At 67.3% G+C, this 8,927-nt stretch carries 8 protein-coding genes; 4 read left to right on the top strand and 4 right to left on the bottom strand.

All coding sequences use genetic code 11. From position 1 onward, the window contains the following. Positions 1-312 precede the first annotated feature (312 nt). The 3 genes from guaA (at position 313) to HUK84_RS06495 (ending at position 3,409) form a co-directional block, all read left to right on the top strand. Positions 313-1,935: a glutamine-hydrolyzing GMP synthase gene (guaA, locus tag HUK84_RS06505; protein WP_246285462.1), complete on the top strand. Its 1,623-nt coding sequence runs from the start codon at positions 313-315 to the stop codon at positions 1,933-1,935. An 86-nt stretch (positions 1,936-2,021) separates the two neighbouring features. Continuing rightward, on the top strand, positions 2,022-3,122 hold the full coding sequence (locus tag HUK84_RS06500; RefSeq protein WP_176639556.1) for an IS630 family transposase: 1,101 nt from the start codon (positions 2,022-2,024) through the stop codon (positions 3,120-3,122). Next, positions 3,071-3,409: an isochorismatase family protein gene (locus HUK84_RS06495; RefSeq protein WP_374729277.1), complete on the top strand. Its 339-nt coding sequence runs from the start codon at positions 3,071-3,073 to the stop codon at positions 3,407-3,409. Before HUK84_RS06500 ends, HUK84_RS06495 begins: the two co-directional genes overlap by 52 nt. 271 nt (positions 3,410-3,680) lie before the next feature. On the opposite strand, the gene HUK84_RS06490 is transcribed toward HUK84_RS06495, so the two are convergent. Together HUK84_RS06490 and HUK84_RS06485 are read right to left on the bottom strand one after the other, a co-directional pair. Next, positions 3,681-4,850: a PepSY-associated TM helix domain-containing protein gene (locus tag HUK84_RS06490; RefSeq protein ID WP_176639555.1), complete on the bottom strand. Its 1,170-nt coding sequence runs from the start codon at positions 4,848-4,850 to the stop codon at positions 3,681-3,683. Continuing rightward, entirely contained in the window at positions 4,847-5,818 is a 972-nt protein-coding gene (locus HUK84_RS06485) for an alpha/beta hydrolase (RefSeq protein WP_176639554.1), read from the bottom strand. The genes HUK84_RS06490 and HUK84_RS06485 overlap by 4 nt, the downstream gene beginning before the upstream one ends. 220 nt (positions 5,819-6,038) lie before the next feature. Here HUK84_RS06485 and HUK84_RS06480 point away from each other — a divergent pair, with 220 nt between their 5' ends. After that, positions 6,039-6,683 carry an FMN-binding negative transcriptional regulator gene (locus tag HUK84_RS06480; protein WP_176639553.1) on the top strand — a complete coding sequence of 215 codons (645 nt, stop codon included), beginning with the start codon at positions 6,039-6,041 and terminating at the stop codon, positions 6,681-6,683. Between the two features lie 17 nt (positions 6,684-6,700). Here the strand turns inward: HUK84_RS06480 and HUK84_RS06475 are convergent, their stop codons facing one another. Together HUK84_RS06475 and HUK84_RS06470 are read right to left on the bottom strand one after the other, a co-directional pair. Continuing rightward, entirely contained in the window at positions 6,701-8,146 is a 1,446-nt protein-coding gene (locus HUK84_RS06475) for an amino acid permease (RefSeq protein ID WP_176639552.1), read from the bottom strand. Further along, on the bottom strand, positions 8,143-8,927 hold a 785-nt coding region (locus tag HUK84_RS06470), incomplete at its 5' end, for an alpha/beta hydrolase family protein (RefSeq protein WP_176639551.1). The genes HUK84_RS06475 and HUK84_RS06470, both read right to left, overlap by 4 nt.

Here is an 8,927-nt window from a genome sequence, read left to right as displayed (position 1 = left end):
GGCCGCGCCGGCCCGGGCGGAGGGGATCGCGGCCAGGAGCAGGGCGGCGGCCAGGAGGGTGGTCGGGAGTGTGGGGGAATGGGGCACGGATCGGGCTCCGGAACGCTGGGGCGATGATGGGGACGATGGTGGGGTATTATCGGCCGTCGCGGGGCGGGGGGCCATAGGGTCCCGCCCGATGCGGGGTTGCGCTATAACCGTCATCGACGCATATCCCGCGCTTGCATGGCCCGCCCGGCATATGCAAGCCCGCCCGTGACTGCCCCGTGACCGCAATGTCATGACCGCAATGCCGTGACCGAAAGAACGACGATGACCGATATCGCCAAGACAGCAGGATCCGAACCGCGCACGCCGGAGGCGCTGGGGGCGCTGGAGCAGACGCTGCATCAGGACCGGATCCTGATCCTGGATTTCGGCAGCCAGGTGACGCAGTTGATCGCGCGGCGGGTGCGCGAGAGCGGGGTCTATTGCGAGATCTGGCCGTTTTCGACCGATCCCGCGAAGATCCGCGCCTTCGCGCCGCGGGGCATCATCCTGTCCGGCGGGCCGGCGAGCGTGCTGGAAGAGGGCGCGCCGCGCGTTCCGGACGTGGTGTTCGCACTGGCGGTGCCGGTGCTGGGCATCTGCTATGGCCAGCAGGCGATGTGCCTCCAGTTGGGCGGCGCGGTGGAGACGCACGAGCATCGGGAGTTCGGGCGGGCGCATATCGACATCATCGAGGATTGCGCGCTGTTTCGCGGCACCTGGGCGCGGGGCGGGCGCGAGCAGGTGTGGATGAGCCATGGCGACCGGGTGACGAAGTTGCCGCCCGGGTTCCGTGCGGTCGCGGTCAGCGAGGGCGCGCCGTATGCGATCATCGCCGACGAGGGGCGGCGCCTGTATGGCGTGCAGTTCCACCCCGAAGTGGTGCATACGCCGCACGGCGCGGCGCTGCTGCGCAATTTCACGCATGACGTGGTGGGCTGCCAGGGCACCTGGACGATGGCCGGGTTCCGCGACATGGAGATTGCCCGCATCCGCGCGCAGGTCGGCACGGGGCGGGTGATCTGCGGCCTGTCGGGCGGGGTCGATTCCTCGGTGGCGGCGGTGCTGATCCATGAGGCGATCGGCGAGCAACTGACCTGCATTTTCGTCGATCCGGGCATTCTGCGCGCGGGCGAGGCCGAGGAGGTGGTCAAGACCTTCCGCGGCCGGTTCAACATCAAGCTGATCCATCGCGATGCGTCGGACCTGTTCCTGTCGGCCCTGGAGGGGGTGACGGACCCCGAGACCAAGCGCAAGACGATCGGGCGGCTGTTCGTCGAAGTGTTCGAGGAGGAGGCGGCGAAGCTGGGCGGCGCCGATTTCCTGGCGCAGGGGACGCTGTATCCGGACGTGATCGAGAGCGTCAGCTATACCGGCGGGCCGTCCGTGACCATCAAGTCGCACCATAATGTGGGCGGCCTGCCGGAGCGGATGAAGATGAAGCTGGTCGAGCCGCTGCGCGAATTGTTCAAGGACGAGGTGCGCGCGCTGGGCCGCGAGATGGGCATGCCCGAAAGCATCATCGGCCGGCATCCGTTCCCGGGGCCGGGCCTGGCGATCCGGATTCCGGGCGCGGTGGACCGCGACAAGCTAGCGCTGCTGCGCCGGGTGGATACGATCTTCCTGGAAGAGATCCGTGCCGCGGGCCTGTATGACGCGATCTGGCAGGCCTTTGCCGTGCTGCTGCCGGTGCGCACGGTGGGCGTGATGGGCGACGGCCGGACCTATGATTACGCGTGCGCCCTGCGCGCTGTCACCAGCACCGACGGCATGACGGCGGATGTGTTTCCGTTCGATATCGGGTTCCTGAACCGGGTGGCCAGCCGCATCGTGAACGAGGTGCAGGGGGTGAACCGGGTGACGTACGACATTACGTCGAAGCCGCCGGGGACGATCGAGTGGGAGTGATTTTCGCCCATCCGGGCGTATCCAAAACTACGCTAGTGTCCTGATCGAGAAGTTTATATGATTATCCTGATGGCAGGGGTAATCGAATGGGACGTGCGGCGGTTTCGATCGAACTGACGACATTGGAGCGTCAGGAACTGGAGTCTCTGGCAAGGGCGCGCAAGACGGGTCAGGCGCTTGCGCGGCGAGCCCGTATAGTCCTTGCCGCTGCCGATGGGCATGAGAACAAAGCGATCCGTGACCTGACGGGTGCGGACATCAACACGGTTGGCAAGTGGCGCCGGCGTTTTGCGACGGACCGTCTGGACGGGCTTTACGATGAACCCCGGCCAGGGACGCCGCGCTCGATCGGCGACGAGGAGATCGCGGAGACGATCCGCAGAACACTGGAAGAAACACCGCGCGATGCCACGCATTGGTCGCTGCGCTCAATGGCGCAGGCCGTGGGATATGCGCCGTCGACGATCCATCGCATCTGGAAAGCGTTTGGTCTACAGCCTCACCGGACAGAGACCTTCAAACTGTCGAACGATCCCTTCTTCGTGGAGAAGGTCCGCGACATCGTTGGCCTGTATATGGCACCGCTGGAGCGTGCGCTGGTGCTGTGCGTGGATGAGAAGAGCCAGATCCAGGCGCTGGATCGCAGCCAGCCCATGCTCCCGATGCGGCCCGGCCAGGTCGAGCGGCGGACACATGACTATACCCGCCACGGAACGACCTCGCTGTTCGCAGCTCTCGACATTGCCACCGGCACCATCATTGGAAAGTGTTATCCGAAGCACCGATCCACGGAATTCCGCAAGTTCCTCGACCAGATCGAAACCAATGTGCCGACTGACCTCGATATCCATCTGGTGATGGATAACTATGCCACCCACAAGACGAAGCTAATCCGTGACTGGTTGGCCAGGCGCCCGCGCTGGCACGTTCATTTTACGCCGACCGGGGCCTCATGGATCAATCAGGTGGAGCGGTTTTTCGCTCTCATCACTGAAAAGCAGATCAGGCGCGGCATCCACCGTTCGACAGAAGCCCTGGAGGCTGACATCAGGGCTTTCATTGCCGTCCATAACGAACAGCCCAGGCCCTTCAAATGGACCAAGTCCGCCGATGACATCCTGCAAGCCGTCAAGCGATTCTGCCTCCGTACTATCAAAATCAGCGAAACTTCAGAATCAGGACACTAGCGACGAAGCGGAGCTGGGGTGCCTTCGCGACTACCGATCTCGAAGCTCAGTTGAAAGCGCGGGGCGTTACCCAGGTGGTGATCGCGGGCGTGGCGACTGGAACCGGGGTCGAGGCGACGGCGCGTCAAGCCTATGAGGCGGGCTTCAACGTTACCCTCGCGCGCGACGCCATGACCGACATGCGTCCCGAGGCGCATGACTACAGTATCAGGAACATCTTCCCGCGGCTCGGCGAGACCGGCACGAGCCAGGAGATCATTGAGCTCCTGCCGGCAAGGGGATCCTGAGATGTCCTGGCTTGCGCTCGTGTCCTATGTCTTCGGAGGTGCTTTCCTGGCGAACGCGATCCCCCATGCCGTCAGCGGCGTGATGGGCAGGCCGTTTCAGAGCCCGTTTGCACCGAATCCCGCTCACTCGGAAATCGTCACTGCGTCCTGATGCCCCCGCCGTTCGTCGCTGGGCCAGGTGACATGCGAGCACTTGATCGCCCGACGTGCGGCGGCGGAATGTCATCCCAGTTCAGTTGGCACCACAATGCGTCGTCCTTCGTGTCCGCGGTCATTTTCCAGGTGAGCGCATTGGGCGCGCTGGTGATAGTGATCGCTGCCGCCTCAGCCAGGGCAGCACGCCGGATACGATCATGAAGCCGGTGGCAATTCCGGTCGCAAGCACGCAGGCCATCGTCGGCCACCCGGCAACCTGTCCGCTATGGAGCGGATATAGCGCACGGATCGCCAGCGTGCCGGCACCATCCAGATGCGGATCGTCGATCCATGCGATATGTCCGTCATGCCGGTCGATATGGCAGGTGATCCGTCCGAAACCGGTATAGAGCGCGGTGCCGCCGGGCGCGAAGGATATCCCGTACAGATCGCGCGCCGGGTCGTCGGTCAGGACGACCGGCAGCATGTCGGGGTGGGCATGCGCGGCCCAGGTCCGGGCAATGGCCTCGGCTATCGCGTAGCGCAGAAGCGGGCCGGCATGGGGGGCTGGGGGCGGCGCATCGTCGGCGAAGGGCGAGCCGGCACGGGGCGGCGACAGAAAAGTCGCGACGGGCACGAAAGCTTCGTCGAAAAAATTCATCGCCACCGATGTCAGCGCCATCACGATCATGAACGGGATCGTCCAGAGCCCGATCACGCGGTGCAGTTCGGGCCAGGGGCGGCGTCCCAGCGTCTGGCGATTGAGGCGCCAGGCCGGTTGCCAGGCTGCCAGCAGCGGCCGGCGGCGGGGAAGGGTGATCGCCAACCCGATCACGGTCAGGCCCAGCCAGCAGGTGGCGATGGCTCCCATGAACAGGCGCCCGGCCGTGCCCAGCGCCAGGGTGGCATGAAGATCGTACAGCCATTGCATCGCGTGGGCCCGGTCCAGTCCTGCCTGCCGGGTACGGGTGCCGGTCACGCCCCCGTCGCGGGGGTCGATGAACACGTCGTCGGGCGCCGCATCGGGCGTGCGGACCATGACGGCCCGCAGCGCCTCGCCGGAATGCGGTTGCATGGCAAAGCGCACGACGCGCCAGGACGGATGGTCGGCCAGGACGCGCGCCACCAGTTCGGACGCCGGCCGCACCGGGCCCGCCGGGACCCGAAAGAGGCCGGGATTCAGCACGGCATCGACGCGGTCGCGAAAGGTCAGGAGCGTGCCGGTCACGGCCGCGACCATCAGGAACAGCGCAATGCCCAGCCCGACATAACGGTGGGCCAGGAACAGGCCCCGGCGCAGCGTCACGTTGCCGGCTCGCATTCGGCGAGGCGCGCGCGCAGCCATGCGATCTGCTCGGCCACCGCGCGGGCGGCCACCCCCGAGATGTCCAGCGCCTCGAGGAAGGAATGGATGGTCCCCGGATAGGACCGGGCGATGACGGCATTGCCGGCGGCACGCAGGCGCCCGGCCATGGCGTGGTTCTCGTCCGCCAGCACGTCGCATTCCGCAATGGTCATGAACACCGGCGGAAGATCCGCGACATTCGCCCGGAGGGGAGAGGCCAGCGGCAGCGTGCGCCGGTCGGCATCAGGGATATAGCGTTGCCAGAAGAACAGCATCTCGTCGCGCGTCAGCATGAAATCCGGCCCGGCGAAGCGGGTATAGGACGGGGTATCGCAGGCGCTGTCATACACGCCATAACTCAGCAGCAGCCCGTGCAGCCTGGTTGCGATTCCGGCGTCGCGCAAGCCGATCGCGGCGGCCAGCGACAGATTCGCGCCTGCCGAATCCCCGCCGACGAACAGCGGCAGGCCCCCAAGGGCGGGCAGATGGACAGGCAGCGTCCGCAGGCAATCCAGGACCTGTTCAAGCGCCACGGGAAACACGTATTCCGGCGCCAGCGCATAGTCCAGTCCGACGACGGCCATGTTGGCCCCCGCCGCATATTCGCGCATCAGCCGGTCATGCGTATCCAGGCCGAACATGGTCCACCCGCCGCCATGCAGATAGACCAGTACGCCGTCCGGTGCCGGGTCGGGGGAAAAGATTCGCGCGTGCAGCGGCGGGATGGTGTCGCCAAGGACAATGTCGCTGACGTCGGCCAGGGCCGGCGCCCTGGCCGGCAGCGTCGCGCGGGCTTGGGCGGCCAGGCTGCGGGCGGTTGCGGGCGGCAGGGTCTCAAACGGCGGAAAATCCCGTCCGGCCTGCGCCATATGTCGGCGAAATGCCGCGATCTCGGGGTCCAGGGGGCCTGGAGGGAGGGCTGAGGTCACGATTGTGGGGCTCCGCTGTTTTGAGCCCATTCTTGTCGAAACCGATGCGGCGGACGTGTCGGAAAGGGTCAAAGAGGCCAGCGGTCGGGCCATGACGCGGAACGACCGAAACAGCGACGATCCCCGCCCGATGGCGGCATGTTCTGGCCCGGCGACAACGGCCCGCCGGCACGCGGATGGTAGGATACGCGTTCCCCACTCAGCCGGAAGCCCCTGTGCCATGTACGTTCCGCCAGACTATGTTTGCGACGATACCGCATGCCTGCACGACCTGATCGCGCGCGTGCGGCTGGGTACGGTCGTGACCGTGTCGGCGGGTGCCGACGGCAATGCGCCCGAAGCCTGTCATCTGCCGTTGCTGCTGGATCGTCGTCGCGGGCCGCTGGGCACGCTGATCGGCCATCTCGATCGCCGTAATCCGCAACTGGCCGGCCTGGCCGCCGGCCGGCCGGTGCTGGTGACGTTCCTGGGGGCCGATGCCGGCGTTTCGCCGGATTGGTACCGTACCAGCCCGCGCGTCCCGACCTGGCTGTACAGCGCCGTCCATGCGACGGGCATTCCGACCGTGATCGAGGATGCGGCTGCCTTGCGCGCTATCCTGGAGCGCGGTAGCGCCTTGGCGGTGCCCGCCGGGGGGACATGGCGGCCGGCGCAGGTCGCAGCCTATATCGACCGGCTGCTCGGCGGCATCGCAGGGTTCGAAATCCGCCTCGACACGCTGCGGGGACAGATCCGGCTGGGCCAGCATAACGGCCCCGAGGACTGGCAGGGGGTGCATGACGCGCTGTCATGCGGCACCCTGCAACAGCGCCGTGTGGCCGAGGATATGGCGGCGTTCGGCCGCGTGATCTCGGCCGGCGCCTGAAAAAAGCGGGACGGGGGTCAGGGCCCCCTATCCGCACCTTCACCCCGGCGGCGGCGGGACTGGCGGCGGGCCAGCATCGCTCCCGCCGTCAGGTACAGCAGCAGGAAGAGGGCGGCCGACGGCCGGCCGGACGCCGCCTGCTGGCCGATCCCGGCCAGGACGATGCAGATCGTCCCCACCGACACGACCAGGGCGCAGACCGGCACCACCCCCAGCCAGAGGCCGAAAGCCCGCACGCCCCCCAGCGGGATGCGGAACGGCCGTGCCATGTCCGGGGCGACCACGCGCAGCCGCATGGCGCTGAGCGCCACGCCCGAAAAGGCGACCATGGTGCCGATACTGACCAGGTCCGCCAGTACGCCGATGGGAAACAACGCCGCCAGCAGGCCCGCGAGTGTGGCGGCCAGCACGATGCCCAGCCCCGGCGTGCCGTGGCGCGGGTGCAGCCGCATGAAACAGCCCGGCAGCAGGCCGTCGCGCGCCATGGCGAAGCAGATGCGCGAATGGCCGTAGGTATTGACCAGCATCACCGATGCCAGGCCCGTCAGCGCGCCGATCCGCAGCAGGATGCCGATGCGCGGATAGCCGACCGCTGCCATGGCCTCCGCCACCGGATCGGGCACGTCGAGGCCACGGAATGGCGCCAGGCCCGTCAGAACCAGCGAAACCAGGGCATAGAGCAGCGCGCTGGCCAGCAGCGTTCCGATAAGGCCGACCGGCAGGTCGCGTGCCGGGCAGCGGGCTTCCGCCGCCGCCGTCGCGACAGTGTCGAAGCCGAGATAGGCAAAGACGACGATCGACGCGGCGCGCAGCACGCCGGGCACGCCGAAACGGAACCCGCCCTCGGAGGGCGGCAGGAAAGGCGACCAGTTGGTGGGATTCACATGGCCGATCCCGATGCCCAGGAACACCAGCAGAACGCCCGTCTTTACCACGACGAGGGCGGTGTTGACGCGGGCCGATTCCCGCACCCCCCGCACCAGCGCCGTCGCGATCAGCATCAGGGACAGGAATGCGGTCAGATTGGCATGGAGACCCGTCATGCCGACGGGCGACCCCATGCTGGGCTGGATCAGTGCCGCCGGCAGCCCGTGCCCCAGCGCCCTCAGCAGGCTTTGCAGATAGCTGGCGAAGCCGGTGGCGACCGCCGCGCCGGCCAGCAGGAATTCCAGTGTCAGCATCCAGCCGACCCACAGGGCCGCCCCCGGCCCGAACGCACGGCTGACGTAGCTGTATGAGGCGCCGGCGATGGGCATCGCGGTCGACAGTTCGGCGTAGCAGATCCCCGTCAGGCCGCAGGCGGCCCCGGCGGCCAGGAAGGACAGGGTGACGGCCGGCCCGGCATATTCCGCCGCCGCGACACCGGGAAGGATATAGATCCCGGCCCCGACGACGCAGCCCACGCCCAGCAGCACCAGGTCCACCGGGCCCAGTGCCCGGCGCAATGTCTGGGGCGCGCTCATGGGGTCGGCCTCAGGATGGGCGTCAGCCAGGCCAAAACCCGGCGCTGCACGTCTTCCTCTACCGTGGCACCGACCGCGCCGCCGAACCAGTGCGGCGCATCGGGATAGCGTACCAGCTCCACGCGCGTGCCCTGTGCCTTCAGGCTGTTGAAGAATATCATCGCCTGCTCCGGCGGAACGCGTGCGTCGCTCATGCCGTGCAGCAGCAGGACCGGCATGTGCGTCAGTCTGGCCGCATTGATCGGCGAATGGGCCGCATAGTCTGCCGCCCGGTCGATCGGATCGCCAAAATAGGGCGGCAGGAAACCGGGCCCGACATCGGTAGAAAGCGCCATCGTCATCAGGTCGGTGATGCCGGCCCCGTCGATCACCGTCAGGAACCGCTTTTCGTGCCCGGCCATCCAGGCGGCCATGAAGCCGCCATAGCTCCATCCCCCCAGCGCCAGGCGGCGAGGGTCGGCCACCCCCTGGCGGGTCAGCATGTCGATGCCGTCCAGGATATCGCGTGCGTCCGCGCCACCCCAATCGCCGCGCGTGGCCTCGGCGAAGGCGGTGCCGCGCCCATCCGATCCACGAGGATTGGGCATGAACACCGCGATGCCATGGCTGGCCAGCATCCGCGCCCAGTCATGCCACGAGCCCAGCCACCCTTGTGCCCAGGCATCGTACGGTCCGCCATGAACCTGCGTGAACAGCGGCAGGTCGCGCGATTGTCCCGGCGGCAGGACCAGCAGGCCGCTCAGCACGGTGCCGTCGCGGCCCTGCCAGCGCACGAACCTCT

The sequence above is a fragment of the Nguyenibacter vanlangensis genome (assembly GCF_013376155.1).
Taxonomy (GTDB): Bacteria; Pseudomonadota; Alphaproteobacteria; order Acetobacterales; family Acetobacteraceae; genus Gluconacetobacter; species Gluconacetobacter vanlangensis.
The sequence above is the reverse complement of the archived record's forward strand: the minus strand, read 5'-3'. Positions and strand labels throughout refer to the sequence as shown.

Excerpts from the sequence above, each read along its gene's own strand:
- guaA (WP_246285462.1), top strand. The coding sequence starts at position 313 with ATGACCGATATCGCCAAGACAGCAGGATCCGAACCGCGCACGCCGGAG.
- HUK84_RS06500 (WP_176639556.1), top strand. The coding sequence starts at position 2,022 with ATGGGACGTGCGGCGGTTTCGATCGAACTGACGACATTGGAGCGTCAG.
- HUK84_RS06480 (WP_176639553.1), top strand. The coding sequence starts at position 6,039 with ATGTACGTTCCGCCAGACTATGTTTGCGACGATACCGCATGCCTGCAC.
- HUK84_RS06475 (WP_176639552.1), bottom strand. The coding sequence starts at position 8,146 with ATGAGCGCGCCCCAGACATTGCGCCGGGCACTGGGCCCGGTGGACCTG.